This is a genomic window from Bradyrhizobium sp. S3.7.6 (assembly GCF_054061875.1).
This window is the reverse complement of sequence record NZ_JBSSEQ010000001.1, coordinates 8,190,965-8,215,202: the sequence shown is the minus strand read 5'-3', so window position 1 is coordinate 8,215,202 and position 24,238 is coordinate 8,190,965. Positions and strand designations below refer to the sequence as shown.

The window sequence follows — 24,238 nt, the reverse complement described above, 5'->3', positions numbered from 1 at the left end:
TTCCCCCTAATCCTCGAAACGAAATCTGTAGGCCTCGCCATGCCGGATCACGTGGCCCGCAGTCGGCGCCGGAAAATGGCCGGTGAGCAGATAGCTCGGCGTGTCCGCAAGTTCTTCCAGCAGCGCCATCCGTGTTGCGACCGCGGCGGCCGGATCGACGTCGGCGGCGTTCGACAGCCACGGCGCCGCGCACTGGATGGGATGGTGGATGACGTCGCCGGACATCACCGCGTGATCGTGGCCGCCATTGAGGTGGATCTGCATGTTGCCGGCGGTATGGCCCGGTGCCGGCGCGAAGCGTAAGCCTGCGTCGCGATCGTTGAACACGCGATGATCGGTCTCGACCAGCTCGGCGAGGCCGGCTGCGACGACCGGCAGCACGGAGTCCTCGAAAGAGCCGTGGTTGACCGGGCGTTTCGGCGCGGCATTGTGCGCGGCCTCGAAGTGGCGGTACTCCTCGCGTCCCATCAGATAACGCGCGTTGGGGAAGGTCGGCACCCAGCGGCCGTCCACGAGGCGCGTGTTCCAGCCGACGTGGTCGACATGCAGATGCGTGCACATCACGAAGTCGACCTCTTCAGGGGCAACGCCCAGCGCCTGCATGTTGTCGAGATAAGGTCGGTTGAGGTTGTCCCACATCGGCACGCGCGGCCGCGGCTTGTGGTTGCCGCAGCAGGTGTCGACGATGGCGGTCCAGCGCGGCGTGCGCACCAGATAGGAGTGGTGGCTGAGGATGAAGCGACCGGTCTCCGGCTCGATATAGCGATGATCGAGCCAGCTCCGGTTCTCCGCGATCACCGCGTCGGTGACGTTGGCGAACAGCCAGGTCTTTTCGAAGGCAAGCGAAGGGATCTCGCTGACGAGATCGATCCGCATGCTGCCGATCCTGACCTGCCGCATGGGCTCAGTTCTTCAGGAGGTCGCCGAACGGCACCCAGCGCGTGCCGTCGAAGCGGATGAGCTGGAGGCTCGTCATCGGCGTGTAGTGCTCGGGCGAATTGTTCACCGCGGTGCCGTTGATCAGCATCGGCAGCTTCACGTCCTTGAGCGTCGTGGCCTGCTTCAGCACATTGGCACGGGTGAGGTCGTTTCCGGACGCCTTCAGCACCGTCACCAGCGTCTGCGCGATGGTGTAGCCGTAGACATTGAGCCAGTCGCTCTTGTTGGCGTCCGGCAGGTACTTGTCCATGAACGCCAGCCATTCCTTATAGCCGGCGTCGTCCCTCGAGGCCGGGTCGGTCGCGTCCTTCAAATACTGGCTGGAGATGACGCCGGTGGAATTGTCCTTGCCGGCCGGCTCCAGCACGCCGCTGATCGAGGCCGAGACATTGGAGATGATGGTGACAGGCTTCCACCCGATCTCGCCGATCTTGCGGATCGCCTGCGCCGCGAATTTTGGCGTTGCCGCCACCAGCACGATTTCTGCGCCTGCGGTCTTGAGCTGCAGGATTTGCGTATCGACCGTCGGCGCCGAGGTCTCGTAAGCCGCGCGCGCAACGATCGCCTCGCCGCTGCCGAGCCCTTCCTCCAACGCCTTCAGATAGTCCTTGCCGAGGTCGTCGTTCTGGTAGAGCACGCCGATCTTCGCATTGGCGTGGCTCGCCTTGATGTACTTCGCGTAGGTGATCGCCTCGTCGCGATAGGTCGGCTGCCAGCCAACGGTCCACGGAAAGTTCTTGGGATCGTCCCACTTCGCGGCGCCAGAGCCGAGGAAGAGCTGCGGCACCTTGCGGTCGTTGAGATATTTGTGCACGGCGCTGTTGGTCGGCGTGCCGACGCCGCCGAAGATCAGCAGCACCTCCTCGCTCTCGACCAGCCGCCGCGTCTGCTCCACCGTCTTGGGCGGGCTGTAGGCATCATCGGCGATGATCATCTGGATGCGCCGGCCGTTGACGCCGCCGTCGTCGTTCACCTTGCGGAAATAGGCCTCCGCCGATTTGGCGATCTGCGCGAAGGCGGACACTGGCCCGCTCAGCGGCGCGGTGGTGCCGATCTTGATGGTCTTGTCGTCGGCGCCGGGATCGTATTTCGCGCTTTGGGCCTGAACGGCACTGGCTGCGAGCAGCGGCAACAGGATGCAGGCCGCACGAAGGCGAAGGCGGGCAAAGCGCGCCATGAGGTCGTCTCCCCAAAATTGCTCTCCGCCTCTCATTGGAGCGGAGTTGAAACGCGAGAACAGCGCCCGAAGCGGACTTGCGGGCCGCGACCGCTGCCGCCAGACTGGCGAAACGAACGATCGTTCGTACGCTTGACTAGCGAACGTTCGTTCGTTAGTCAAGCCACATGGCTGTCCACACCTCCAGCGCGGCGGAAGCGGCTGCGCCCACGACCCGCGAGCGCATCCTCAGCGAAGCGCTCAATCTGTTCGCGCAGAGCGGCTATGGCGGCGCCTCGATGCGCGAGCTTGCGCGCCGCGTCGGCATCCGCGAGAGCAGCCTCTACAACCATTTCTCCGGCAAGGCCGCGATCCTAGAAGCGATCGTGGCCGAGCACGGCCCCGCCAGTTCGGCGAGCCGGTTGGAAGAGCCGCGCTACAAGCAGCTGGCGCGCCAGCCGGCCGCGTTCTGCCGTCAGTTCGCGCTTGATCTCGTCGAGCAATGGTCCGACCCGCGCGAGCACCAATTCCAGAAAGTAATCACCGCCGAACGTAACCGCGTGCCCGGCATCCGCGCCAAATTCGCCGACCATTTTTATGCGCGCGAGCAGAGCATGATGACGGATTACTTTCGCGGTTTTGCGCTCGCCGGCCTGGTCTCGACACCCGATCCGCGCGAGGCCGCGCGGCTGTTCGCGGCCGGCCTGATCTACATCCGCCTCGAGCATTACGTGATGGGCGCGGCACCTTCGCCGCGGCCGAAGGTGATCGAGGCGATCGACCGCTATCTCGCCTTTTTCCTGTCGCTGATCGCGGCAGGCAATGGCGAAGACAACAAGAAACGAAAACCCAAGGGAGAAACGCGTGGCAAGGCTGCCCCTGATTGATCCGGAGACGACGAGCGGCGATATCCGCGCCTCGTTCGACCGCATGCCGGTCAAGCTCAACATCTTCCGCATGATGGCCCATGCCGAGGCCAACATGATCCCGGCGATGCGGCTCGGCAATTCGATCCTGCACAAGCAGAAGCTCTCAGCCGTCAACCGCGAGCTTTTGATCTTGCAGGCCGCCCAGCTCGAGGGCGGCGCCTATGAATGGCGCCAGCACGTGCCGATCGCGATCGGGGTCAGCTGCACGCAAGGACAGATCGATGCGGTGGAGCGGGCTGACTACGATGCCGCCAGCTTCAGCGATGCTGAGCGCGCGTTGCTGAAGTTCGGCCGCGAGGTGGTCGAGAATGTTCGCGTGCCCGAGGCGACCTTCGCTGCCGCGCGAAAACACTTCAGCGATCAGGAGATCGTCGAAGCCATCGTCGCGCTCGGCTTCTATATGATGATGGCGCGCCTGACCGAGGCAACCGAAACCGATCTCGATCCCGCGGCCGGCATGAAGGTCTATGACGGCGGCAAGAAGTAGGGCGGCTGAGATGGCGGAAATCGATAGCAAACCGGAGCGTTACGTCCGTCCACCAAGCGCGGAGTCATTGGGCGAAGCGCCGGGCAGGGGACGCCTGAAGGGACGTCGTATCCTGATCGTCGGCGGCGGCCAGCGCGTGTTCGACGCTGCCACCGATCCGATCGGCAACGGCCGCGCCATGAGCATTTTGTGCGCACGCGAGGGCGCGAAGGTCGCGGTGGCAGATCTCAACCGGACGTCCGCACAGCAGACCGTCAAGCACATCACCGACGAAGGCGGCGAGGGTTTTGCCATCACTGCCGACGTCACGTCGGAGCCTGACGTCCAGCGCATGATCGAGGAGGCGCATCGCGCGATGGGCGGCCTTGACGGCATGGTGCTGAACATCGGCACCTTCGGCAAGACCGGCCTCGATGCCGTCAGCCCCGAGGAATGGAACAGGATCTACGACGTCAACGTCCGCGGTCCCATGCTGTGCTGCCGCGCCGCGATGCCGAAATTGGACAATGGCGGCGCCATCGTCTTCATCTCCTCGATCGCCGCGCTGAAAGCGGGATCGCAGATGGCGGTGTATGACTCGTCGAAAGCCGCGCTCGGCGGCCTGATGCGCAACATCGCCTATCTCGGATCACGCCGCGGCATCCGCGCCAATCTCGTCTATCCCGGCCTCGTCGACACCCCCAACGGCCGCGAAGCCGGCGCCGGCCGCCCCAGCCGCGGCAAGGGCCACGTCCCCTTCGGCCGGCAGGCCACCGCCTGGGAGATCGCCTATGCCGTGCTGTTCTTTCTGTCGGATGAGAGCGTCTACGTCACCGCACAGTCGCTCGCGGTGGATAGCGGCCTGAGCGGAATGTAAGACGCCAGCACAATCCGGCGGCGCGGAATTCGATGCCCCGGCGAGCAGAGTCTCTCTTCATTGCGGCGAGGACGTCGTCGGAGTTTGCGATTCGCTCATCTGCTCAAGTGCTTCCAATACGGCTTCGCAGGCCTTCTCGGCTTCGGCGAAGGTACTGAAGGGGGAGCCGCCAAGCTTGATCGCGGACTTGTTTTCTTCGACCGGTCGCCATGAGGCAACCAGGCCGGGCTTTCCGTGAAGGCCAGGACCGGTGCGGCTTTCGTTACTGATCACGAACGAAAATCCGCCGCTGCACGCCATCCAGATTTCAAGTTCATGCACCGGAGTCTCGACGCGCGTAAAGTGCAGGGTCATGTCTCTCTCCAGAGTTTGCTCCGCAGAATGGGCCACGGGCACAAGCCGTCAGTTGTGCGAATCCCGGATAGCCGCAAGGTCCGAGGTCTCTGATCCCTCGGCTTTCCATGCCGTCAAATCGCCCGGGAGCAGAATGGGATCGCTCTCAACCCGCCTGTTGCGGCTGACCCCTAAGCCAATGAGCCCGCCCAATACCAACGCGGAGCCTGCAATGATCAACCAGTACGGCAAGTCCAACACGGGCATTGCAATTCTCCCACTGAGAGGAGCGCGTTACGCAATTGCCTGGCCGAAGCGCGAGCGGATTACCTTTGGATAAGTGTCTGTATTATGCGGCGCTTCAAGCTTCGTGCAAGGTACCCAAAAGGGGTAGATTTCTGACCTAAATTGCCGCCGGCGGGGGCAAGGGGAAGCGATCCGTCCCCCCAAATCTCGTCAAATCCGTCACCGAGAAGATCGGCAAGTTCGACAGCAAGGCTTTTGGTGCGGCCATGAAGGCTGACGGCCAACAATGCTCCCGACAAAGAGTGGAGGGCGCGCAGCCTGATGAAGCGAAGCGTCATCCGGGAGCACAGCCTCATCGCGCGAGTTGCCCCGGCACTGCGTTGCGCTTCATCCGGGCTACGAACTCAGGCGCAAGCTCCGCACAATCGCGCGACGGGATGAAACTGCCGGGCAATTTTTGCAGCGTCGTGCGAATTCCACGCGCTACGGCAAGGAAAGCCGGTAGGAATCAACGGCGCTGTCGCTGGCACATATCTTGCTGAACATTCTCCGCGCTTTGGAATGCACACAGGAATGCGCGTCGTGACCAACGTCAGCTACACCGTCCCGCCGAACTGGACCGCAGGCTCCGACAAGACAGGCGCGAGCAAGAACAGGAATCCGAACGATCCGAACATGCTGACGACGGGCGCCTATGGCAACGCGTTCGAACTGTTGCTCGACAATCGAACCAACAGTGACGGCACCACCACGGAGACGCTGACCTACAAGAGCTACAGCGGCAAGACCAACGGCAGCTTCTCGGCGACGGCCGAGACGGGGACGGGAGCCGATCTCGGCAGTGCCTACCAGGCCTTGCTCGCCACGCTTCAGGCCAATGGCGAGATGGACGACAAGACCGCCGCGCAGCTCAACGACGCCATGGGCAAGCTCGATACCCAATCCGAGAGCGGTGCCAAGGATGCCGAAATGTCCGGCGGCGGCCTGCTGGTGCAGTCCGGCGGCCCGGTCTATTTCAACGGCATCTCGGCCTATCAGAACCAGTTCGTGGATTCGCTCGTCAACGAGCTGAGCACCAGGCTGAACCTCGACGCCAAAGCGTGACGGCAGTTCATCGCCGGTGAAACCGGTTGGCAAAGCCGGCCCAACCCGCGCATGATGCGCGGACGATCTCGGCCACATGCCTTCCCGGATAAATTCAAGACATGAAAACCACGCTGCTGAAGTCCGAAGACTACACCCGCTCGCCCTGGAAGAACGGTGGCGGCATCTTCACCGATATCGCGGATGCCCATCGCGCCGACGCGCCGGCGAAGGATTGGGACAGCCTGCTCTGGCGCTTTGCCTCGACGCCGATCGTGGCGCCCGGGCCCTTCTCCTACATGCCCGGCATCGACCGCCTGCAAATGGTCGTCGGTGGGCGCGGGCTGGTGCTGAAGTCGCCCAGCCAGGACTTCGACGAGCGCGAACCTTTTACGGCGGTGCGCTTCACCGGCGAGATGGAGGTCGTGACCGCGCTCGAGGCGGGTCCCGTCGAGGTCGTCAACCTGATGGCCCGGCGCGGCGCGGCGGAGATCGAGCTGCTGGCACTCAGGGAACCCGGCGAGCGGCCCTTGTCCGCCGGCACGCACCTGGTTTACGCGGTTTCCGGCGATTGCAGCATTCGTCTCAATGGCGAGGATATTGTCATCCCCGACGGCAGCACGCTGAAGGTCGAGCAGACCCAGGCGTCCAGATTGGGACTCGTCTCAGGGCTGGCGGTACTGGGCTCGATTCAGCTCGTCGGCTAGATGGCAATCGCCCGGCGGATGCGCACAATCCATGCACATGGCTAGGTTGACGCCGCGGCGCCGGAACACGATATCTGCCGTGATCATGCGGACCGCCGCGCAAGCCACGATATGAACGGGCAGGATATGACCGCGCCAGACCAAAATCGCCCCACCACGCTATCCGACGGCGTCGTCGACTGGCTGACCAACGGCACGAGCGGCGAGCGCTTCGTCGACAACATCTTTGCCGAGATGTGCATCCGCCTCCAGCAGGCGGGCATTCCGCTCAAGCGGTCGACGATGCACGTCCGGATCCAGCATCCGCAATGGCTCGGCGCCGCCTTCATGTGGTTGGATGGCATGCGCGAGGCGAAGATCTCGCGGGTCGACTTCGATGTGCTCGAGCGATCCGAGTTCATCGGCAGCCCTGTCAGCGAAATGCTGGACGGTGCGAGCGAACTCCGCGAGAACCTCGAAGGCGATCCGTCGCTCGGCCGCAGGCACGCGGTCTATGACGAGATGCGCGCGAAAGGTCTGACCGACTACGTCGCCTGGCCGCTCCACCACACACTCGGCAAGCGCCATCTCGTCACCTTCGCGACCGATCGCCCCGGCGGCTTCGACGACGCGCATCTGGTTGCGCTCAAGAACGTGCTGCCGGTGCTGGCGCTGGTCAGCGAGATCCGCGTCAAGAACCGCCTGGCGCGAACGCTGCTCGAGACCTATGTCGGCTCCCATGCCGGCGAGCTCATCCTGGCCGGGGCCACGCGGCGCGGCACCGGCACGACGGTGCGTGCCGCGATCATGATCTGCGACCTCCGTGACTTCACGAAGATCTCGGACAACTGGCCGCGCGACGACGTCATCGATCTCCTCAACGACTATTTCGACGCGATGTCGGAGCCGATCGCGCGGCACGGCGGCGAAATCCTGAAATTCATCGGCGACGGCCTGCTCGCCATTTTCCCGCTCAGCGGGCCCGGCGCCTGCGCAAACCTGTTGCGCGCCGTGACTGAAGCCCGGCAGGCTATGGCCGCGCTGAACGAACGGAACAACGGGACCGGCCGCGCGCCGCTGAATTACGGCATCGGCGTCCACGTCGGCGACGTCATGTACGGCAATATCGGATCGTCCAGCCGGCTCGACTTCACCGTCATCGGTCCCGCCGTCAACATGGCCTCCCGTCTCGAAGCCCTGACCAAGCAGCTGGGACGACCGGTGCTGCTCTCGCGCGCCTTCGCCGAGCTGGTCGAGCGGGAGTTCGAGCTCGAGCATGTCGGCAAATACGAGGTGCGCGGCTTCAGCGATCCGATCGAGCTGTTTGCGTTTCACGGCTGAGGCGTGATGCTCGCCGCAGCCGTCCGGTTGAAATCTCGCTGACGCAAGATTGCCGATGACCCGCGCGCCGCCGATTGCGCGGCATGGCGGAGAAATCCAGCTCCTCATCGGCAACGCCAGCTTGCCATCGTCCTGCACACCCCGGCATCTCCGAACGACGGTCGCCATCTCCGCTCGTCATGGCCTCGACGCGCTGTGATTGACGGTGCATGCGTGCGTCGCCGTGACGTCGACCCAGTTCCGGAATCGGGCGATCGCGCAAACGCGCAGTTGTCGGGGGTACGTCCCCTGCGCGCGACGGAAGTCGTGCTTATGGGCAATATCGGACGCGTTGTTGAAAGATATGTTCGCGCAGGACGCCTAGGTTGGCTTCACTGGCGGCGTTGCGATTGGTGCCGCAAGATTTGGTCGAGGACAGTCGGTGCGGCTGCCTCGATGCAACAGAAAAGGTGATCGACACATCGGACGCGACCACAAGAGGAGACGACAATGCCAAACTGTTCCCAAGTTTCTGGAAGTCGAACCGCTCGCTGTGCCGCGTGCGACGGCAAGTTTGGCCTGGTCCGCTACTACTCTTGGCGAAAGCCCCTTTGCTCGAAAAAGTGCGTCGAACGTTTGGCGACGCGCCGGCAGGGTGAGCGCGACTGGTTCGGTCGATTTCCGTCGGTTGTCGACATGTTTTCAGAAAACCGCGCGAGGCGCCTATGACCATGCAGATGTCACGACGAGGAAAGGAATATCTCGAGACGGCGCAGAGCCTGCTGCGCGCGGCCCGGACCATGACGGACATCGTGGTCGCGACCCGTCTCGAGATGCTGGCCAATGACTATCAGCGGCGCGCCGAAAAGGCATCAAGCGTCGATGCGGCGAGGTCATCGGCGCGTTCGGCCGGCACGCGATACGAATCGTACTCGTGATTGCGGGTTGCGCGGTGAGCCGGTCGCCCAATCAGGGCCGTCTGGTCAGTTTCCTCTCTTGCCACCCCGTGGAGCCGATATGGGCGAAGTTGTTCGACTGGTCACAAGAGCTGAGCGCGAGCGTGCGCGGCTGATCCGCGAAGCGCGCGCTAACTATGACGCCGTGTTTCCGCGGGCAGATCCCGACGGCGAGCGGCCCGTCGAGCCGCGGTCGACCCCTCGGGCGGCGACGCAGAGCCCGAGTACGTCGAAGGAGCTCTCGTGACATGATCAAGATCATTGCCGTGCTCTGCAGCCTCTCGTCGCCGACAGATTGCCACGAGCAGATCGTCACGACCTCGGATTTCGCTGACGTGACGATGCAGTCCTGTCTGATGGGAGCGCCGCAGCTCGCCGAATGGATGGCGCAGCATCCAGCCGAACGTCTCGCGGCGTGGCGCTGCTCGATCGGCAAGCAGGAGGCTCGCAGGGGAGCATAGGGTGCGAGGAGCCCTGTTGCCAATGCAGGCATGTGCGAATACGTTGGTCCGAGGTCCGCCCACGTTCCTTCGACTGGCCGCGCGTTCATGCCAAAATTCCTTCGCATCGGAGTCCATCAGTCGAACGTATCGGGATACACGTCGAAGGCGTGGTGTGTCAGGCGCGTCGGCTCGGCGGTTTTCCTGAAGTGGGGCGGCGTCGAGGTCCAAGGCACCGGCGCCGGGCGCAAGGTCTACTGGACGCGCTCGCCGCAGGAGAAGACAGTTCGGTGCGGCACGGCGCAGCGTGCCCAGGATTACGCAAAGGCCGCGATCGCGCGGCGCCGTAGCCATCGCTATGAGCCGCTGGTCGGAGCTATCGCGCTCCGGCGCCGCCCCGCCGAGCGCGGCACCGATCTCAAGCGGGCGCTCGCCACCATCCTGATCGTCGATATCGTCGGCTCCACCGCCAAGGCGGCGAAGCTCGGCGATGCGCGCTGGACCAAGGTGATGGGCCATTATTACGCAGCCGTCCGCAAGGAGCTGAAGAGCTCGCGCGGAAAGGAAGTCGTGACGACGGGCGACGGCGTGCTGGCGACGTTCAAGGCGCCGGCGGCCGGGATCAGTTGCGCGACCGCGATCCAGAAGGCGGTGCGCACGCTGGGGCTAGAGATCAGGGTCGGCCTGCATGCGGGCGAGTATACGATCAGCGGCGACGAAATGGTCGGTCTCGCCTTCCACATCGGCACCCGCGTCGCCGCGAAAGCGCGGGCCGGCGAAGTCTTGGTCTCGAGCGCGGTCAAGGATTTGCTGAAGGCACAATCAACCATCAGCTTCAGGGATCACGGCATGCACCAGCTCAAGGGTGTGCCGGAGCGGTGGAGGCTGTATCGGGTGGAGGCGTGAGGCGTCCGGCAAGGGTGGACACCGGACCGCCGTCGCGCCGCGCCGGCACGGCTTCAATGATGCGGCAGAATTTCGCCGAGGAATTTTTTGGTGCGCTCGTGCTGCGGGGCCCTGAAGAAGAGTTCCGGCTCCGCCTCCTCGACGATCCGTCCCTCCGCCATGAAGATCACGCGGTCGGCGACCTGCCGGGCGAAGCCCATTTCATGGGTGACGCAGATCATGGTCATGCCGTCGGTCGCAAGCCCGATCATGGTGTCGAGCACCTCCTTGACCATTTCCGGGTCGAGCGCCGAGGTCGGCTCGTCGAACAGCATCACCTTGGGCTCCATGCACAGCGCCCGCGCGATCGCCGCGCGCTGCTGCTGACCGCCGGACAATTGCGCCGGGTATTTGTCCGCCTGGTTGAGGATTTTGACACGGTCGAGCAGCCGCCGCGCGGTCTCTTCGGCCGCCGGGCGCGGAATGCCGCGAGAGCGGATCGGCGCCAGCGTGCAGTTCTCCAGCACCGTCATGTGCGGGAACAGGTTGAATTGCTGGAACACCATGCCGACCTCGCGGCGCACCGCGTCGATGGCCTTGCCTTGGCTGCCGAGATGGACGCCGTCGACGACGATCTCGCCCTTCTGGTAGTTCTCCAGCGCATTGATGCAGCGGATCAGGGTGGATTTGCCCGATCCGGACGGCCCGCACAGGACGATCTTCTCGCTCGCACGGACCGCCAGGTTGATGTCGGTGAGCACCTGGTAGGTGCCGTACCATTTGTTGACACCGCGCATCGCGATCATCGTGTCCGCCGTGGCTGCGACCGACATGGCTGTGACCGACATGGCACTCTCCCTCAGCTGACGGTGAAGGGGATGCCGGGAATGCTGTCGGGGAAAGCCGGCAGCGGGTTGTTCATCCACTTCGGATAGATCCTGGCCCATTCGCCGCTGGCGATGATCTTGTCGATGAAGCCGTTGACGAAGGCGTTGATCTCCTTCTCGCCGAGCCGCGTGCAGGCGCCGTTATAGAGTTTGGTGAATTCGAGCTTGTTCTCGTAAGTGCCGGGTTTGGATTCGTTGAGGCGCGGAACGTAGAAGATGTTGCCGCCCACCGCCTGCACCTGCCCGGACAGCAGCGCCTGCATGGTCGGCGCATCGCCGTCGAAGCGGCGGATGGTGGTGCCGGGAGGCGCCGCCTTGGTCACGTCGGTGTCCTGCACACTGCCGCGCGCGACACCGATGACATATTTGCCCATGTCGGCCGGCGATTTGATCTCCATCTCCTTCGGCGCGATGAAGGTGATGATGTTGGCACCATAGGGCTTTGAGAATTGCACCGCCTTGGCGCGCTCCGGCAGCATCGCCATGGTCGCGAACAGGATGTCGACGCGTCCCGACGTCAGTGCCGGGATGCGATTGGCGACGGCCAGCGGCGTGAATTCGGCGGCTACGCCGAGCTCTTTTGCAAACAGCTCGGAGAGATCGGCATCGAGGCCCTCCTGCTTGCCCGTGGAATTGACGAACCCCCAGGGCGGATTGTCGCCCTGGATCCCGATCGACACCTTGCCGCGCGCCTTGATCTCCGAAGGCGTCACCGCGTAGGCGGCGCGCGACAGCACGAACGGCGAGGCGATCGCGCCGGCGCCGAGCGCCAGCATGTGGCGGCGATTGAACCGGATTGTCTTTTTGGTCATCATTCCCTCCTCTGTGTTGAATTCATCATCGTGCGGCGGTGACGAGCCGCCGCTCCAGCCAGGCGCCATAGAGCGAAAGCGGCCAGCACAGCGCGAAATAGAGCGCGCAGACCAGGCCGAGCACGAGCAGCGGCTTGAAGTTCTGGTTGGACACGATGGTCCCGGCGCGCATCAGCTCGGTGAAGCCGATGATGGCGGCAAGCGAGGTGCCTTTGATCAGCTGCACCAGGAACCCGATCGTCGCGGGCAGCGAGATGCGGATCGCCTGCGGCAGCACGACATCCTTCATCCGGTCGAGATAGCCGAGGCTGAGCGCCTTGGCGGCCTCGACCTGGCCGCGCGGCACGGCTTCGATCGAGCCGCGCCAGATTTCGCCGAGGAAGGCGCCGGCATGCAGGGTGAAGCCGATCGAGACGGAGACCCAGGGATCGAGCTTCAGCCCGGCGAGCGCGAGGCCGTAATAGACGACGAACAGCTGCATCAGCAGCGGCGTGCCCTGGAACAGCGCGATGTAGGCGGCCGCGCCGCGTTCGAGCCAGCGCCGGCCCGAGGTGCGCGCCAGCGCGACGCCGAGGCCGGCGACCGAGCCGAGCGCGAAGCCGATCGCGGACAGCGCCAGCGTCCATTTCAGGCCGCCGAGCAGGAACAGGAACTGGTTCTTGTCCATGCGCCGTCCTCACTTCACGGGATAGAGCAGGAAGCGCGCGTTGATCCGCGCGAACATCTGCATCAGCATCCACGACATCGCGAGATAGAGCAGCGTGACGACGCCATAGACCTCGAAGCTGCGGAACGTATTGGTCTCGATCGCCTGTCCGACCGAGGTCAGCTCATAGGCCGAGATCGCCGATGCGATGCTCGTCGTCAGCGTCAGCATGATGAACTGGCTGGTCAGCGACGGGAAAATCGCGCGCAGCGCCGGCTTCAGCACGATCAGGCGGAAGATCAGGGTCCGGCTCAGGCCGAGCGCCAGTCCGGCCTCGACCTGCCCCTTGTTGATCGACTGCACGCCGCCGCGGATAATCTCGATCGCATAGGCGCCGCCGTTGACGCCGAGCGCGATGATCGCGGTCAGCGTGGGATCGAGGCGGATGCCCACCATCGGCAACGCGAAGAAGACGAAGTAGATCTGGCCGAGAAATGGCGTGTTGCGGATCGTCTCGACGAACGCGATGACGAGCCAGCGCAGCGGCGCGAGCCGGGAATCGCGCAGCAGCACGCCGCCGATCCCGATGATCAGCGCCAGCACCATGCCCGACAGCGCCAGGCCGAGCGTGCCGGCACAGCCCCAGAGCAGCTCCGGCAGGCCCTCGATCACGGGTCCGAAATCGAACTTGTAGTTCACCTCGCTCCTCCCTCCGGGCCGCTCTCTTGGCGTGGCCGGGCCGCCCCCTTGGCGTGGCTTGGCCCGTTCGCGTCTGTCCGACGGCGGTGAAAGCCGTGCTCTAGGTCGTTGCCTGCTCACCTTGCCCGAGCGCCGCGTAGCGCTCGCGCAGGTCGATGCGCCGTCGCGCCGTCGCGGCCTCTGCGATCGCGAGCGTCACCAGCAGGCTTCGCGCGCCGTCCTCGACCGGTTGCAGCGACGGCGTCACACCCCGGACCACGTCGCGGAAATGATCGAGCTGGGCGACGTAAGGATCGATCGACGCCGCATGATTGGCCTGCGCCTGGATCGGCCTGTTCCAGTCCTGCGCGCCGCCTTCCTGCGTCCATTGATCGAGACTTGGAAATTCGATCGCGCCGCGGCGGCCCATCAGGCGGTAGCTGCTCTGGCCGCTGAACGGAAACTCCGGCGCCTCGCCGAGACCCTGTTCCATCGTCCAGGGCGTCACCGCGCAGTCGCTGAGGAAGAACGTGCCGAGCGCGCCGTTCTCGAACTCGAGCAGCGCGGCGGCGGTATCCTCGACCGCGAAGCCGCGCTGCCGGTTCGCGGCGATGGCCTCCACGGCGACGATCTCGCCGACCGCAAAGCGCAGGAAGTCGATCTCGTGGATCAGATTGATCAGGATCGGCCCGCCACCGGCCTGCGACCGCCAGGGCGCCGCCTTGAAATAGTCGGCCGGCTTGTGCGTGGCCCAGATCGCCGAAACGCCGACGACATCGCCGATGCGGCCCTCGCCAAGCAGCGCCTTGAGCGCCTTCACCTGCCTATGATGGCGGCGGTGATGCCCGACCAGCGACCGGATGCCCGCCTTGCGGACCTCCGCGATCAGGCCGGCGGCGGTCTCGAGCGTATCGGTGACCGGCTTTTCGATCAGGATATGGATGCCGGCCCGCGCGCATGCGATGCCGTTCTCGGCGTGGAGCTGATTGGGCGATGCGATGATCACGGCCTCGGGCCGCGCCTCGTCGAGCAGCCTCCGGTAATCCGCGAAGACGCGTGCGCCGGGCTGCTCGGCCGCGACCTGCTCGGCGTTGACGTCGGCGATGCCGGCGAGCTCGTAGTCGCCGTGCTCGGCCAGCTTGCGCAGATGCTTGCGCCCGATCAATCCTGCGCCGATCACGCCAATCCTGATTTTTGTCATCTCGTGCATTCCGTTGGGTTTAGGCCCAGCCGTGGCAGTCGCGGCGTCTGGCGCCGCGGGCCTGGCCTTCGAGCAAGTTCCTGGTCGCGTTGAACGCCGTGGCGATCCGCTCTCTCGCGTCGAGCGCCGGCAACGGCATCTCGACGCTGAGGGCGGTGTCAGCGGGCAGGGCCTCCAGCAGTGCGCCGAGGGGCAGAGCGCCGTCGCCGGGCGGCAGCCGTCCCGCGCGCGCCTCGGCAATGATGGCCGCGTCCGTTGCTGGCGCTTCGGCGACGGCATCACAGAGTTGCGCGGCGCGAAGCCAATGATCGGGAAGCGGGATCAGGTCGCCGGCCCGGCCGCCGGAGCGCGCCAGGTGCAACGCGTCGACCAGGATGGAGCCGTTGGTCTGGCCTGCGTCGCGGATGACCGCCGCGGCCTGCGCCAAATTGCCGATCGCGCGCCAGCGCATGAATTCGAGGTCGACGCGCAGTCCGAACGACGCGGCGAGTTGGCAGAGCTCGGCGAAACGCGCGGTGAGCCGGGACCGATCCGGATCGTCGCCCGAAGCGATGATCGCGGTGGCGCCGAGATCAGCGCCGGCTTCGAGACAGCCTGCGAGCGAGGAGATGTCGATGGCGGGCTTGAGCTGGACCAGCTCGATGTCGCTGACCCGCACGCCCTCGCCGTCAAGCACGCGCTTCAGCGCTCGGTGGGCCTCGGTGCCGACCTGCGTCGGATAGGCCGGCCCGTCGCTGGTTGCCGGGATGAAGCGTAGCGCGACGGCTGCAAACCCGGCTCGCGCCGCCTCGGCAACCAGCGCCGTGGGCGCAAGCTCCAACGCTGTGAGATGGGCGAGGCCGAGCGCGATCATGGCCTGCTCGCCTGCACAGGCAATCCCGGCAGTCGCAGTGGTCGGGAGCTGGCGCGGCGGTGGCCGATCAGGCGCATGTGTCTCCTCTCTCTTAATTAATCTATAGGTTAATTACTAATTACCCAATGGGATAATTGATGTCAAGGGCCCGCGATTGCGCTATGGAGGGAGGGCGATGCCGCGACCGGCCGCCGTGAAGGACCGAAGGGCCAGATGCCAGGTGTGACGAAGCAGCCCCTGCGGGCGGCGAAGCCGGTGCCGATCAAGCGGCGCGACCGCGAGCGGACGCGGCAGGAGATCCTCGACATCGCCTTCGAGGAGTTCGCCGAGAACGGCTTGTCCGGCGGCAACACCGACGCCATCGCCGCCCGCGCCAACATCACCAAGCGGCTGATCTTTTACTACTTCAACTCCAAGGAAGAGCTGTTCACCGCGGTGCTGGAGATGGCCTATGCGGAGATGCGCGCCGCCGAGGAGGATCTTCATCTCGAGGCGCTGGAGCCGGAGGCCGCGATCCGCCGGCTTGCCGAATTCACCTTCGATTTCCATCAGGCCCATCCGCAATTCGTCCGCCTCGTCAGCATCGAGAACATCCATCGCGGACGGCACATGGCCATCAGCCGCAGGCTCAAGGAGATGACGCAGCCGAGCATCAGCCAGATTGCCAAGGTGCTGGAGCGCGGCGCGGCCTGCGGCGCGATCCGGCCCGGCATCGATCCGGTCGAACTGCATATGACGCTGAATGCGCTGAGCTTCTTCGCGGTCGCCAACCGTCACACGTTCGAGGCGCAATTCGCCTTCGACATGTCCTCGTCAAAGGCGAGGGCGCAGCGCCGCGCCGAGATCGCCGATCTGCTGTGGCGTTGTGTGCGGGGGGATTGAACGGCGGCGGTGTGAAGACCTCGCGCGGCCGGAGCGGGCAGGGCCGCCCGGCGCGCCTTCAAAGCTCCCGTCCAATCAAGCCGTCCGCCGAAAATCGCCCGCCGCCCCGAAACGACATGTGCAGGGCAACGAGGCCCATCAGGAACGGGTACTCCATGCCGCGATCGATCCAGGCCCATTTGGGATAATGGATCAGGCAGATCATCGCCATCTGCACGGCGACCATCGGCGCGACGAGGCGGGTGAACAGCCCTGCGGCGAGCATGATGGCCCCGATGGTTTCCAGCAGCATCACGAAATAGCCGAACGCCACCGGGGCCGGAAAATGCAATGAATTGGTGATGAAATTGATGGAGCTCGCGAACGGATTGGCCATGGCGCCGTGGGACTCGCCGAGCAATTTCGGCAAGCCGTGCGTGAACAGGATCAATCCGAAGGCAACGCGCAGAAACGCATAGGAAACGGGATTGGCGATCTCGTAGAAATTTCGCAAGCCAGGCAACAGCAGGGACGCGGGGCTGTGCCGTGGGGCCCCGCCCGTGATCGCATCGCTCATGGTCATGATCTCCAGACGATGCGGCTTCAGATGATGCCGCCATTGGCGCGCAGGATCTGGCCGTTGATCCAGCCGCCGTCGGGCCCGACCAGGAACGAGATCGCGCGCGCGATGTCGTCGGGTTCGCCGAGTCGATGGAGCGGCGTCCGGTCGATGATCGGCGAGATGTCGTGCTGGTTGGCGTTGTGGAACAGCTCGGTGTTGACTGGGCCCGGCGCGATCGCGTTGACCGTGATCCGCCTCACGCCCAGCTCCTTCGAGAGGATGTGGGTGATCGCCTCGATGCCGGCCTTGGTCGCGGCGTAAGCCGCATAGGTCGGCTGATAAAGCCCGACCACGCTGGTCGAGAAATTGACGATCCGGCCGCCCTCGCGCAGCCGCTTCGCCGCTTCACGCAGCGCATAGAAGGTGCCGGTGAGGTTGATCGCGATGGTCTGGTCCCACACCTCGTCGGTGGTCTGGGCCAATGGGGCGACCTTCATGATCCCGGCATTGTTGACGAGCACGTCGATGCCGCCGAACGCCGTCTCGGCCGCGTCGAACAGCGCGCGGACGTCGGCCAACTTGCTGATGTCGGCCTTGACCGCAATCGCCGCTCCGCCGGCGGCCTTGATCTTCGCCACCAGCGCCTCGGCCGGCGCAGCGCCGCTCGCATAGTTGACGACGACGGCGAGGCCGTCCCGCGCCAGCCGCTCGGCGACCGCCGCGCCAATGCCCTTCGAGCTGCCGGTGACGATGGCTGTGCGTGGGTGCTGGGTGGTCATGGTGGGGTCTCCCTGTTTGATGGGGAGATAATAGGCGGGGAGGTTGGCTGGATAATCCCGCTGGAATTGGCTTCACTGTTCGGGTGGGACGAACAGTGAATGGTGCGGTATCCGCCGCTGTCAGCGTCACGCATCCTGTGGCGCGACTGCACTGGCGGTCCGTCGCCGTGCCGGCAGGGAAAGCCCCGCAATCGCGCCGGCCAACGACAGCATTGCGGCGAGGCGCATCGCCGCAGCAAATCCGCTCTCGAAATGCGCGGCCGAGTCGGCCCCGCCGTTGGCCGAGAAGCTCGCCACCAGCGCAGCGATGCCGAACATGCCGCCCAGGAAGCGGCCCATGTTGAAGACGCCGGACGCCTTGCCCATTTCGGCCACCGCGACTGAACTCAGGATCGCGTTCTGCGCCGCTGGCATCGCCATCGAGACGCCGACGCCGGCCAGCACCAGCGGCGCGACCAGAGCGGAGTAGGCAATCGCGGGGCTCACGATCGCCGCGATCCAGCCAAGGCCGATCGCCTGCATCAGCAATCCCGTCACCACCAGCGGCCGCTCGCCGAACCTGTTGACGACCGCGCCGGCGATCGGGGCGGTGACGAACAGCGTCGCGGTCCAGGGCAGCAGGCGAAGTCCGGCGCCGAAGGCGTCGAAGCCCAGCGCGGTCTGCAGGAACTGCGGCAGCAGGAACAAGACGCCATACATCGCGGCGTAGAACAGGACGCTTGCGGACATGCCGGAGGCGAGGGCGCGTGATGCAAACAGCCGCATCGGCACCATCGGCGCGGCCGCGCGCAATTCCCAGAGCACGAAGCCGGCTGTGAACACCAGGCCTGACATCAGCGTGCCCATGACCTCAGCGCTCGCCCATCCCACTGCGTTGCCGCGTAACAGGCTCCAGACCAGCGCGAGCGCCGCGAGGGCGACGAGCGACAGTCCGGGGATGTCCAATGCGGCAGCCGGTCCGAAGCTTTCGCGCAAGCGTGCCAGCACCAGGGTGATCACGATCAGGCCGATCGGCAGGTTGATCCAGAACACCCAGCGCCAGCCGAAATGTTCGGTGATGAAGCCGCCGATGGCCGGGCCGATGATCAGCGCGCAGCCGGTGATGCTGGCGAAAATGCCGAGCGCGCGGGCGCGTTCCTCGCGGCCGAACGTGCCGCTCAGGATCGCCATCGCCAGCGGCATCACCAATGCGGCGCCGGCGCCCTGTAGCGCGCGGGCGGCGATCAGCGCGGTGGCATTGCCTGCGAGCGCACAGGCCGCCGACGCAACGACGAACAGGGCGATCCCGGTCGCGAACATGCGGCGGCGACCGAAGCGGTCGCCGAGCGCGGCGCCGGTCAGGAGCAGCACGGCGAAGGTCAGGTTGAAGGCGTTGACGGTCCATTGCAGCGTCTCGACCGGGCTGCCGAATTCGGCGCGGATGGTCGCGAATGCCGTCGTAATGATCATGGCGTCCAGCGCCATCATGAAGGATGCCAGCGCGGTGACGCCAAGCACCCAGTTCTTCTCGGCGCGATTGGTCGGGGTCTGCATCGCCCTCTCTCCGTGTGTTGCGCCACCCTGTCGCGGCGCGTTCTGCTGGCTAGACGAGGTCGGAGGGGCAAAGGATGCGCCCGGAAATAATTTTTTTCCCGGCCGCATCCTTCGCCGGCCGCCAAACGTCCTTGGGGATGACGCGGCCATTGACGCGAGCTTGATCCGGAAAGCGGGGCACCGGTTTTCCGGGAAGGTCATGCCGAAATGGAAAGATGGCGCGCGATGGGCGAGCCAGGTCGCGAGATGAGCAAGGAGAGCGCGATGAAAAGGACGTTGATCAGGTACAAGGCCAAGCCCGAGCTGGCCGACAGGAACGCCGAGCTGGTTTCGGCCGTATTTGCCGAATTGAAGGCGGCCGGGCCGGACGGCGTGCGCTATCTGACGCTGCGGCTGGAGGACGACACCTTCATCCATCTGGTCGAGGCCGCGGCCGAGGACGGCTCGAGCCCGATCCCGAAACTCAGGGCGTTTCAGGCGTTCCAGGACGGCATCCGCGACCGCTGCGCCGAGCCGCCGCTGGTTCGTGATGTGAGGATCGTCGGCAACTACCGTATGCTGGACGAGTCCTGACGAGGCGAGGCGGAGGAGCAATGGCGCCGGAGCCACTGGCCACCATCGATATCGAGGCGCTGCTGGCGCGGTTGCGGCCGAAGCTGCATCGCTACTGCGCGCGCATGGTCGGCTCGGTCATCGACGGTGAGGACGTGCTGCAGGATGCGCTGATCAAGGCAATGGGAGCGCTGCAATCGGTCACGCCCGTCGTCAATACGGAGGGCTGGCTGTTCCGCATCGCGCACAACACCGCGCTGGATTTCCTGCGTCGCCGCAACCGGCAGGAGGCGCTGCATTCGGCTGAGGAGGTGGAGATGATTGCCGACCAGCTCGATGATGTGGAAAGCCGCCAGATCGCTGCGACCAGCTTGCGCACCTTCATGCGGCTGCCGGTGGCGCAGCGGTCCAGCGTGATCCTGATGGACGTGCTCGGCTGCTCGCTTGCCGAGGTCTGCGACATCATGGATTTCAGCCTGCCGGCGGTGAAGGCCGCGCTGCATCGTGGGCGCACGCAGCTGCGCGAGTTTGCCGGGGAGCCTGACGATGTGCCGCAGCCGGGCCTGTCGGAGGCCGACCGCACGCGGCTCAACGCCTATGTCGGCCATTTCAATGCCCGCGACTTCGACGCGATCCGCGCCATGATCGCCGATGACGTCAGGCTCGAGCTCGTCAACCGCACCAGGCTGAACGGCAAGGCCGAGGTGTCGCGCTATTTCGGCAATTATTCGAAGATCAGCGACTGGCACCTGGTGACGGGGCAGGTCGACGGACGTCCCGCGATCCTGGTGTTCGATCCGAACGAGCCGAGCGGGCGGGCGAAATATTTCATGCTGTTGAACTGGTCCGCCGACAAGCTCGCCACCATCAGGGATTTTCGTCACGCAGCCTACGTTATCGATGGTGCGGAGTGCGTGGTGGATGGAGGGTGAGTGTACGTAGCGACCCCTCCGCCGCACCTGAACGAAACAAGGTTGAGCGCCATTCACCCTCCCGGCTATTGCCGGTGGACTTTAATGCACAAGCCTTCGAGCCCATGAAAGCGGCCGGAGGCATCGAGTGCACTGTCACTGTAATTCGCTTGGCACCTATTCGCGTGGCCGGCAGCGTGGTCTGAGCTTCAGTTTCAATGACCGCTGAGCGGGAAGGGGGCACCGACCTGCCTAGTGGCCTCGCCGCTTGTTGGAGAGCCCCACGGGTGCTATTTGTCTCCACCACCTCTTCGCTTCCATTCAGTCCGGGCGGAACATCTATGGCGCGCGTTGCTCGAGTGGATTTACCGCAACGTTCGGTGCTCAAGCCGCTCTACGCCAAGGCGGGCTTCGCTGACGCATTCGCCATCGATCTGCCGAGCCATGCGACGGGCGACGCCGAGCGCCTCGCCACCCATATGCTTATGGGTCAGGCGCGGTGGGTTGGCTGGCTGGTGGCTCTAAGGGACACCTTGGTTGCGGGGTTTGGTCTTAAGACATCGTCTGACTTGCGCGATGACGTTGCGACCGACAGGATCGATTTCTTTCGGGTCTACGATCGGCGTCGTCATGAGATTATTCTTGGCGAGGACGATCGCCATCTCGACTTCCGTTTGTCCGTTTTGGTTGAAGAGTCCGCTTTGTGCCGCCGACTTGTCGCCACAACGGTCGTGACCTTCAATCATTTGGGAGGGCGGGCCTATATCGCGGGAATCGCGCCCTTCCATCGCCTGATCGTAAAGTCGTCTTTGCGTCGAGCCGAGCGATCGGGCTGGCCAGCTGAACTGTAAGGTCGCGCGCCGACGGCTGGACCAAATTCGGTACGTGCTGGGTCGGCGACAAGCCCGCCACCATCAGGGATTTTCGTCACCACCCTACGTTATCGATGGTGCGGAGTGCGTGGTGGAGCGGAGCACGGGCGTGCCGCCCCTGTGGCACATAACAGCTATTTAATCTCTCCACCTGCAAAGTATTCGAGATCTGAAACGTTAGCTCACGAGAGTTCTCGCATCCAGCGAGCGCTACACAGGAGTTCCCTCATGCATCGTCATCTCGCTATCGCCGTCCTTGCGGCGGTTTCCACCCTGACCGTCGCGGCATCCTCTACCGCCGCGTCCGCAACCGAGGTGCAGGACACTTATTGCCTGCAGGGCCGCCAATCGGGCTACCCCGGCAATTGCGAGTTTTCCACCTATGAGCAGTGCCGCGCCACCGCGAGCGGCACCAACGAGAGCTGCGGTATCAACCCGATGCGGGCCTACGCGCCGCAGCAGCAACGGCACGTGCTGCATCGCAGCCGGGATTGAGCGGCAAGCGATGAAGGGCGCCGGCGACGGCGCCCCTGTTCGATGTGGCTGCTCCACCGAACAAGCAGCAATGCGTCGGGACGCACGGCCGGCCCGTCGATGGCATACAATCCAGCGCTGTCGTCGTCATCTCCCGAATCGCGAAAGACCTGATGCGGTCCTCGATGGCAGACATCGGGACGGCGCAATCGCGGCGACCGGAATATTCGAGTATCTTCACGATCGGAGAGGCAAGCGCGATCATGTCCAGGTTCCTGCAATGGTTCTTTCGGAATCGCGAAACCGGTGACATCACGATCGCCCAGGTCCCCAACCTCGTTCTCTGGGTCGTCATTGTGGCCGGTGTCCTGCGCTGGGTCTGGCAGCCGCCGGGCACTGCCGCTATTGCCCTGGACATCGTGTTCAAAGGCGGCCTCATCGTTTGGGCCCTCGACGAGATTTTCCGCGGGGTGAACCCATGGCGGCGCTGTCTTGGCGGAGCCGTGCTGGCTTATGAGCTCACGACCTTTCTGTGATGGATCGCCCAGAATACTGCACGAAGCTTGATGTTGCCGGCCGGAATACCAGTGGCTTCATGGTGCGGGCTATTACAGTGACAGTGCTTGACTGCACCCCGTAAGATATTTGACCTTGTGAAAGATAAAGCTGGTCAGGATAGCCGACCGAGAACGAGAGCCATCCAACGATGACGACCTACGTGGCCCTGCTTTACAGTGTGGTTCTCCCGCTCGGCCGGCGATTGGCGATGGCCGAGCTGCGTGCCATGGCGCAAGGCCTCGGCCTCCACGACCCTAGAACCATCGGCGCGACGGGAAATCTGACGTTTGACAGCGACAAGGCGTCGATTTCCGAGTTGGAAGAAAATCTCGAAGCGGCCTTCAACGTGCGGTTCGGCAAGCATGTCGCAATCATCGTTCGCAACGCTGACGCGTGGCGACGCCTGCTACGCGCAAACCCGTTTCGTGCCGAAGCGACCGCTGATCCGCAAAGGGTCGCTGTTCGCGTGATGCGCAGTCCAATCCCGAAAGGCAGCGAAAACGCCCTGGCACGCTATATCAGCGATGAACGAATTGCCGTCGCCGGTGGCGATCTCTGGATCCATTTTACGGGAGATCCAGCGCGATCGCGTTTGCTTTCGGCGTTAGGCGCGGGGCGCCTGAAGGGCGTCGGCACGTTGCGCAACACGAATACGCTAAGGCGAATCGGTGACGCCGTGACTTCGGCCCGATCCAGCCGGGCTGATCAAAAATAAAATCGATTGCTGGGAAGTGCACTGTCATCGCAATCCCCCGGGAATAGAGCGGTCATCAACTCAACATCACCGCACCCCCGTGCCCTTGCAGCGCTGGCACTTCACCACCTTCTCGCCCTTCTTGAGCAAGCCTTTGCCCTCGCAATTTTTGCATTTCTGCTTCTTTTTGATGTTCGGGCCTTTTTCACTGACCATAAAATTCTCCTGCCGCGTGAGAGCGGTCGATTGGCGCCTTGTTTTGGTTGGGCTCGCCCAGCAGAACAGCCGAGTGGCGTGGGGTAAGCCCTGCACTATGCCGGTTTCGGCACGACCAGCACCGGCACGCTTCCGTACACCAGGACCTCGGATGTCTGGCTGCCCAGAAACAGCTTCCTGAGGCCGCGACGCCCGTGAGAGGCCATGACGATCAAGTCGCAGCCTCTCGACTCTGCTGTTGCAATGATCGCTGTCGCCGGGTGCGCATTCGGAACGTGCAGGAGTTCCGCAGGCGTGCCGATCTGCTCCGACATGGCGCGCGCTTCATCGAGCACTTTGCCTGCACGGGCTTTGCAGGCTGCGTCATAGCTGTCAACCTCCTCCTGCGTCGGAATCCATCCCGAGGCGTGTCCGCTCCCATAGTCGACCGGCAGCGCTTCCGTCACCGTGATGATCGTCAGCCTGGCGTTCAACGCCTTCGCCAGGGCAATGCCATGCTCAACGCCTTTTCGCGCAACGTCCGATCCGTCCGTGCTCAAGAGAATGTTGGCGTACATTCGATCAATCCTCTGCTCTTCGAACAAAGTGATGCCTGGGTAATATGATCTTATACGCGCCGTGGGTCCATGTGCGTTTTCGGTCTCGCCGTTACAGCCTCGAAAAGCTCGCCGCGCGCCGCGTGGACACGTCCGGTTCTCGGCTGACTAAACTTTTATTCACGTTCGATGCAGGCAACCGAATCCGGCGTAGAGCTCTGTCTCGTGTCCGAGAAGATTGTACGCGCCTCGGAAACTACTTTGTGACTTGGGAATAAGCGCGCGACAACGCACGTC

30 protein-coding genes are annotated in these 24,238 nt (G+C 64.3%); 16 read left to right on the top strand and 14 right to left on the bottom strand.

The window, feature by feature from the left end; all coding sequences use genetic code 11:
• Positions 1-6: 6 nt before the first annotated feature.
• Together ACVJ5M_RS39640 and ACVJ5M_RS39635 are read right to left on the bottom strand one after the other, a co-directional pair.
• Complete coding sequence (locus ACVJ5M_RS39640; protein WP_063985345.1) at positions 7-900, bottom strand: MBL fold metallo-hydrolase; 894 nt, start codon at positions 898-900, stop codon at positions 7-9.
• A gap of 4 nt (positions 901-904) precedes the next feature.
• A complete protein-coding gene (locus ACVJ5M_RS39635) occupies positions 905-2,116 on the bottom strand; it encodes an ABC transporter substrate-binding protein (protein WP_063985344.1) in 1,212 nt (403 codons plus the stop codon).
• Between the two features lie 167 nt (positions 2,117-2,283).
• Between ACVJ5M_RS39635 and ACVJ5M_RS39630 the strand changes: the two genes are divergently transcribed.
• The 3 genes from ACVJ5M_RS39630 to ACVJ5M_RS39620 are packed head-to-tail and all read left to right on the top strand — an operon-like array spanning position 2,284 to position 4,367.
• Complete coding sequence (locus tag ACVJ5M_RS39630; RefSeq protein WP_063985343.1) at positions 2,284-2,982, top strand: TetR/AcrR family transcriptional regulator; 699 nt, start codon at positions 2,284-2,286, stop codon at positions 2,980-2,982.
• Complete coding sequence (locus ACVJ5M_RS39625; RefSeq protein WP_063985342.1) at positions 2,960-3,511, top strand: carboxymuconolactone decarboxylase family protein; 552 nt, start codon at positions 2,960-2,962, stop codon at positions 3,509-3,511. The genes ACVJ5M_RS39630 and ACVJ5M_RS39625 overlap by 23 nt, the downstream gene beginning before the upstream one ends.
• A gap of 10 nt (positions 3,512-3,521) precedes the next feature.
• A complete protein-coding gene (locus ACVJ5M_RS39620; protein ID WP_354099878.1) occupies positions 3,522-4,367 on the top strand; it encodes an SDR family NAD(P)-dependent oxidoreductase in 846 nt (281 codons plus the stop codon).
• A 57-nt stretch (positions 4,368-4,424) separates the two neighbouring features.
• Here the strand turns inward: ACVJ5M_RS39620 and ACVJ5M_RS39615 are convergent, their stop codons facing one another.
• Positions 4,425-4,721, bottom strand: a complete 297-nt coding sequence (locus ACVJ5M_RS39615; protein ID WP_028153826.1) for a hypothetical protein — start codon at positions 4,719-4,721, stop codon at positions 4,425-4,427.
• 798 nt (positions 4,722-5,519) lie between these two features.
• On the opposite strand from ACVJ5M_RS39615, the gene ACVJ5M_RS39610 reads away from it, so the two are divergent.
• The 6 genes from ACVJ5M_RS39610 (at position 5,520) to ACVJ5M_RS39585 (ending at position 10,337) form a co-directional block, all read left to right on the top strand.
• Positions 5,520-6,050 (top strand): hypothetical protein, encoded by a 531-nt coding sequence (locus ACVJ5M_RS39610; RefSeq protein ID WP_063985339.1) that lies wholly within the window; start codon positions 5,520-5,522, stop codon positions 6,048-6,050.
• A gap of 101 nt (positions 6,051-6,151) precedes the next feature.
• Positions 6,152-6,736 carry a HutD/Ves family protein gene (locus ACVJ5M_RS39605; RefSeq protein ID WP_063985338.1) on the top strand — a complete coding sequence of 195 codons (585 nt, stop codon included), beginning with the start codon at positions 6,152-6,154 and terminating at the stop codon, positions 6,734-6,736.
• 126 nt (positions 6,737-6,862) lie between these two features.
• A complete protein-coding gene (locus ACVJ5M_RS39600; protein ID WP_063986667.1) occupies positions 6,863-8,056 on the top strand; it encodes an adenylate/guanylate cyclase domain-containing protein in 1,194 nt (397 codons plus the stop codon).
• A gap of 704 nt (positions 8,057-8,760) precedes the next feature.
• Complete coding sequence (locus ACVJ5M_RS39595; protein WP_354099877.1) at positions 8,761-8,973, top strand: hypothetical protein; 213 nt, start codon at positions 8,761-8,763, stop codon at positions 8,971-8,973.
• Positions 8,974-9,239: 266 nt separating this feature from the next.
• On the top strand, positions 9,240-9,452 hold the full coding sequence (locus ACVJ5M_RS39590; RefSeq protein WP_014497603.1) for a hypothetical protein: 213 nt from the start codon (positions 9,240-9,242) through the stop codon (positions 9,450-9,452).
• Between the two features lie 87 nt (positions 9,453-9,539).
• Complete coding sequence (locus tag ACVJ5M_RS39585; protein ID WP_063985336.1) at positions 9,540-10,337, top strand: adenylate/guanylate cyclase domain-containing protein; 798 nt, start codon at positions 9,540-9,542, stop codon at positions 10,335-10,337.
• Between the two features lie 53 nt (positions 10,338-10,390).
• On the opposite strand, the gene ACVJ5M_RS39580 is transcribed toward ACVJ5M_RS39585, so the two are convergent.
• The 6 genes from ACVJ5M_RS39580 to ACVJ5M_RS39555 all read right to left on the bottom strand — a co-directional run bounded on the left by ACVJ5M_RS39580 (position 10,391) and on the right by ACVJ5M_RS39555 (position 15,393).
• The gene (locus tag ACVJ5M_RS39580) at positions 10,391-11,149 is read right to left on the bottom strand and encodes an amino acid ABC transporter ATP-binding protein (protein WP_063986666.1); all 759 of its coding nucleotides are present in this window, start codon (positions 11,147-11,149) and stop codon (positions 10,391-10,393) included.
• A 26-nt stretch (positions 11,150-11,175) separates the two neighbouring features.
• Positions 11,176-12,018 carry a transporter substrate-binding domain-containing protein gene (locus ACVJ5M_RS39575; protein WP_428841292.1) on the bottom strand — a complete coding sequence of 281 codons (843 nt, stop codon included), beginning with the start codon at positions 12,016-12,018 and terminating at the stop codon, positions 11,176-11,178.
• Positions 12,019-12,040: 22 nt separating this feature from the next.
• Positions 12,041-12,682: an amino acid ABC transporter permease gene (locus ACVJ5M_RS39570; protein ID WP_063985335.1), complete on the bottom strand. Its 642-nt coding sequence runs from the start codon at positions 12,680-12,682 to the stop codon at positions 12,041-12,043.
• A 9-nt stretch (positions 12,683-12,691) separates the two neighbouring features.
• Positions 12,692-13,360, bottom strand: coding sequence for an amino acid ABC transporter permease (locus ACVJ5M_RS39565; protein ID WP_063985334.1), 669 nt, complete (start codon positions 13,358-13,360; stop codon positions 12,692-12,694).
• A 100-nt stretch (positions 13,361-13,460) separates the two neighbouring features.
• The gene (locus tag ACVJ5M_RS39560; RefSeq protein WP_063986665.1) at positions 13,461-14,540 is read right to left on the bottom strand and encodes a Gfo/Idh/MocA family protein; all 1,080 of its coding nucleotides are present in this window, start codon (positions 14,538-14,540) and stop codon (positions 13,461-13,463) included.
• A gap of 19 nt (positions 14,541-14,559) precedes the next feature.
• Positions 14,560-15,393 carry a sugar phosphate isomerase/epimerase family protein gene (locus ACVJ5M_RS39555; protein ID WP_063985333.1) on the bottom strand — a complete coding sequence of 278 codons (834 nt, stop codon included), beginning with the start codon at positions 15,391-15,393 and terminating at the stop codon, positions 14,560-14,562.
• 213 nt (positions 15,394-15,606) lie between these two features.
• Here ACVJ5M_RS39555 and ACVJ5M_RS39550 point away from each other — a divergent pair, with 213 nt between their 5' ends.
• Positions 15,607-16,275 carry a TetR/AcrR family transcriptional regulator gene (locus ACVJ5M_RS39550; RefSeq protein ID WP_063985332.1) on the top strand — a complete coding sequence of 223 codons (669 nt, stop codon included), beginning with the start codon at positions 15,607-15,609 and terminating at the stop codon, positions 16,273-16,275.
• A gap of 58 nt (positions 16,276-16,333) precedes the next feature.
• Here the strand turns inward: ACVJ5M_RS39550 and ACVJ5M_RS39545 are convergent, their stop codons facing one another.
• The 3 genes from ACVJ5M_RS39545 to ACVJ5M_RS39535 all read right to left on the bottom strand — a co-directional run bounded on the left by ACVJ5M_RS39545 (position 16,334) and on the right by ACVJ5M_RS39535 (position 19,128).
• Positions 16,334-16,831, bottom strand: a complete 498-nt coding sequence (locus tag ACVJ5M_RS39545) for a DoxX family protein (RefSeq protein ID WP_063986664.1) — start codon at positions 16,829-16,831, stop codon at positions 16,334-16,336.
• A 26-nt stretch (positions 16,832-16,857) separates the two neighbouring features.
• Positions 16,858-17,595, bottom strand: coding sequence for an SDR family oxidoreductase (locus ACVJ5M_RS39540; RefSeq protein WP_063985331.1), 738 nt, complete (start codon positions 17,593-17,595; stop codon positions 16,858-16,860).
• A 126-nt stretch (positions 17,596-17,721) separates the two neighbouring features.
• Positions 17,722-19,128: a DHA2 family efflux MFS transporter permease subunit gene (locus tag ACVJ5M_RS39535; RefSeq protein ID WP_063985330.1), complete on the bottom strand. Its 1,407-nt coding sequence runs from the start codon at positions 19,126-19,128 to the stop codon at positions 17,722-17,724.
• 264 nt (positions 19,129-19,392) lie between these two features.
• Between ACVJ5M_RS39535 and ACVJ5M_RS39530 the strand changes: the two genes are divergently transcribed.
• The 6 genes from ACVJ5M_RS39530 to ACVJ5M_RS39505 all read left to right on the top strand — a co-directional run bounded on the left by ACVJ5M_RS39530 (position 19,393) and on the right by ACVJ5M_RS39505 (position 23,210).
• The gene (locus ACVJ5M_RS39530; RefSeq protein ID WP_063986663.1) at positions 19,393-19,701 is read left to right on the top strand and encodes a hypothetical protein; all 309 of its coding nucleotides are present in this window, start codon (positions 19,393-19,395) and stop codon (positions 19,699-19,701) included.
• Between the two features lie 20 nt (positions 19,702-19,721).
• Positions 19,722-20,612, top strand: coding sequence for a sigma-70 family RNA polymerase sigma factor (locus tag ACVJ5M_RS39525; protein ID WP_063985329.1), 891 nt, complete (start codon positions 19,722-19,724; stop codon positions 20,610-20,612).
• Between the two features lie 320 nt (positions 20,613-20,932).
• On the top strand, positions 20,933-21,442 hold the full coding sequence (locus tag ACVJ5M_RS39520) for a DUF2867 domain-containing protein (protein ID WP_063985328.1): 510 nt from the start codon (positions 20,933-20,935) through the stop codon (positions 21,440-21,442).
• Positions 21,443-21,691: 249 nt separating this feature from the next.
• Positions 21,692-21,958 carry a DUF3551 domain-containing protein gene (locus tag ACVJ5M_RS39515; RefSeq protein WP_063985327.1) on the top strand — a complete coding sequence of 89 codons (267 nt, stop codon included), beginning with the start codon at positions 21,692-21,694 and terminating at the stop codon, positions 21,956-21,958.
• Positions 21,959-22,200: 242 nt separating this feature from the next.
• Positions 22,201-22,473, top strand: coding sequence for a hypothetical protein (locus ACVJ5M_RS39510; protein WP_063986662.1), 273 nt, complete (start codon positions 22,201-22,203; stop codon positions 22,471-22,473).
• Between the two features lie 170 nt (positions 22,474-22,643).
• A complete protein-coding gene (locus ACVJ5M_RS39505) occupies positions 22,644-23,210 on the top strand; it encodes a DUF1697 domain-containing protein (protein WP_063985326.1) in 567 nt (188 codons plus the stop codon).
• A 66-nt stretch (positions 23,211-23,276) separates the two neighbouring features.
• Here ACVJ5M_RS39505 and ACVJ5M_RS39500 read toward each other — a convergent pair whose 3' ends face one another.
• Together ACVJ5M_RS39500 and ACVJ5M_RS39495 are read right to left on the bottom strand one after the other, a co-directional pair.
• A complete protein-coding gene (locus ACVJ5M_RS39500) occupies positions 23,277-23,405 on the bottom strand; it encodes a hypothetical protein (protein WP_256376431.1) in 129 nt (42 codons plus the stop codon).
• A gap of 95 nt (positions 23,406-23,500) precedes the next feature.
• A complete protein-coding gene (locus ACVJ5M_RS39495; RefSeq protein ID WP_063985325.1) occupies positions 23,501-23,962 on the bottom strand; it encodes a universal stress protein in 462 nt (153 codons plus the stop codon).
• Positions 23,963-24,238: the final 276 nt, after the last annotated feature.

Bases quoted from the DNA above. Each gene is read 5' to 3' on its own strand.
- ACVJ5M_RS39610 (WP_063985339.1), top strand. From the start codon at position 5,520: ATGCGCGTCGTGACCAACGTCAGCTACACCGTCCCGCCGAACTGGACC.
- ACVJ5M_RS39575 (WP_428841292.1), bottom strand. From the start codon at position 12,018: ATGATGACCAAAAAGACAATCCGGTTCAATCGCCGCCACATGCTGGCG.
- ACVJ5M_RS39580 (WP_063986666.1), bottom strand. From the start codon at position 11,149: ATGTCGGTCGCAGCCACGGCGGACACGATGATCGCGATGCGCGGTGTC.
- ACVJ5M_RS39605 (WP_063985338.1), top strand. From the start codon at position 6,152: ATGAAAACCACGCTGCTGAAGTCCGAAGACTACACCCGCTCGCCCTGG.
- ACVJ5M_RS39515 (WP_063985327.1), top strand. From the start codon at position 21,692: ATGCATCGTCATCTCGCTATCGCCGTCCTTGCGGCGGTTTCCACCCTG.
- ACVJ5M_RS39500 (WP_256376431.1), bottom strand. From the start codon at position 23,405: ATGGTCAGTGAAAAAGGCCCGAACATCAAAAAGAAGCAGAAATGCAAA.
- ACVJ5M_RS39540 (WP_063985331.1), bottom strand. From the start codon at position 17,595: ATGACCACCCAGCACCCACGCACAGCCATCGTCACCGGCAGCTCGAAG.
- ACVJ5M_RS39590 (WP_014497603.1), top strand. From the start codon at position 9,240: ATGATCAAGATCATTGCCGTGCTCTGCAGCCTCTCGTCGCCGACAGAT.
- ACVJ5M_RS39545 (WP_063986664.1), bottom strand. From the start codon at position 16,831: ATGAGCGATGCGATCACGGGCGGGGCCCCACGGCACAGCCCCGCGTCC.
- ACVJ5M_RS39640 (WP_063985345.1), bottom strand. From the start codon at position 900: ATGCGGCAGGTCAGGATCGGCAGCATGCGGATCGATCTCGTCAGCGAG.
- ACVJ5M_RS39595 (WP_354099877.1), top strand. From the start codon at position 8,761: ATGACCATGCAGATGTCACGACGAGGAAAGGAATATCTCGAGACGGCG.
- ACVJ5M_RS39570 (WP_063985335.1), bottom strand. From the start codon at position 12,682: ATGGACAAGAACCAGTTCCTGTTCCTGCTCGGCGGCCTGAAATGGACG.
- ACVJ5M_RS39555 (WP_063985333.1), bottom strand. From the start codon at position 15,393: ATGATCGCGCTCGGCCTCGCCCATCTCACAGCGTTGGAGCTTGCGCCC.
- ACVJ5M_RS39615 (WP_028153826.1), bottom strand. From the start codon at position 4,721: ATGACCCTGCACTTTACGCGCGTCGAGACTCCGGTGCATGAACTTGAA.
- ACVJ5M_RS39630 (WP_063985343.1), top strand. From the start codon at position 2,284: ATGGCTGTCCACACCTCCAGCGCGGCGGAAGCGGCTGCGCCCACGACC.
- ACVJ5M_RS39585 (WP_063985336.1), top strand. From the start codon at position 9,540: ATGCCAAAATTCCTTCGCATCGGAGTCCATCAGTCGAACGTATCGGGA.
- ACVJ5M_RS39550 (WP_063985332.1), top strand. From the start codon at position 15,607: ATGCCAGGTGTGACGAAGCAGCCCCTGCGGGCGGCGAAGCCGGTGCCG.
- ACVJ5M_RS39635 (WP_063985344.1), bottom strand. From the start codon at position 2,116: ATGGCGCGCTTTGCCCGCCTTCGCCTTCGTGCGGCCTGCATCCTGTTG.
- ACVJ5M_RS39520 (WP_063985328.1), top strand. From the start codon at position 20,933: ATGGCGCGCGTTGCTCGAGTGGATTTACCGCAACGTTCGGTGCTCAAG.
- ACVJ5M_RS39535 (WP_063985330.1), bottom strand. From the start codon at position 19,128: ATGCAGACCCCGACCAATCGCGCCGAGAAGAACTGGGTGCTTGGCGTC.
- ACVJ5M_RS39530 (WP_063986663.1), top strand. From the start codon at position 19,393: ATGAAAAGGACGTTGATCAGGTACAAGGCCAAGCCCGAGCTGGCCGAC.
- ACVJ5M_RS39600 (WP_063986667.1), top strand. From the start codon at position 6,863: ATGACCGCGCCAGACCAAAATCGCCCCACCACGCTATCCGACGGCGTC.
- ACVJ5M_RS39525 (WP_063985329.1), top strand. From the start codon at position 19,722: ATGGCGCCGGAGCCACTGGCCACCATCGATATCGAGGCGCTGCTGGCG.
- ACVJ5M_RS39495 (WP_063985325.1), bottom strand. From the start codon at position 23,962: ATGTACGCCAACATTCTCTTGAGCACGGACGGATCGGACGTTGCGCGA.
- ACVJ5M_RS39505 (WP_063985326.1), top strand. From the start codon at position 22,644: ATGACGACCTACGTGGCCCTGCTTTACAGTGTGGTTCTCCCGCTCGGC.
- ACVJ5M_RS39620 (WP_354099878.1), top strand. From the start codon at position 3,522: ATGGCGGAAATCGATAGCAAACCGGAGCGTTACGTCCGTCCACCAAGC.
- ACVJ5M_RS39510 (WP_063986662.1), top strand. From the start codon at position 22,201: ATGTCCAGGTTCCTGCAATGGTTCTTTCGGAATCGCGAAACCGGTGAC.
- ACVJ5M_RS39560 (WP_063986665.1), bottom strand. From the start codon at position 14,540: ATGACAAAAATCAGGATTGGCGTGATCGGCGCAGGATTGATCGGGCGC.